This is a genomic window from Mesorhizobium sp. M7A.F.Ca.MR.148.00.0.0, assembly GCF_003997735.1.
Lineage (GTDB): Bacteria > Pseudomonadota > Alphaproteobacteria > Rhizobiales > Rhizobiaceae > Mesorhizobium.
The window spans coordinates 1-228 of record NZ_RZTB01000743.1; the positions used below are offsets into that span (position 1 = coordinate 1).

Consider the following 228-nt stretch of genomic DNA (forward strand, 5'->3'; position numbering starts at 1 on the left):
ATTTCTCTTTCCGATCTATTATCGAATCCACACTTCCCTGGGGATTGCAAGCCCTGGCTTTGGCGGAGGCCGTCTAACCTACGATGGCAAAAGCTTCGCGCGTCGTCCCGGAGGCCGTCCTGACCGGCTTGCGGCCAATCCATTGGACGTGCCGCCCCAGTGTGTCGGCCGCGGATTCGGTGTTTCCCTGCCGCAAGGCGGAGAGGATCGCGCGATGGTCCTGATCGG

At 61.4% G+C, this 228-nt stretch carries 1 pseudogene; it reads right to left on the reverse strand.

The features are described 5' to 3' along the window. Positions 1 to 73: 73 nt before the first annotated feature. Positions 74 to 228: pseudogene (locus EOB49_RS36080) on the reverse strand (GntR family transcriptional regulator); the annotation flags it as partial.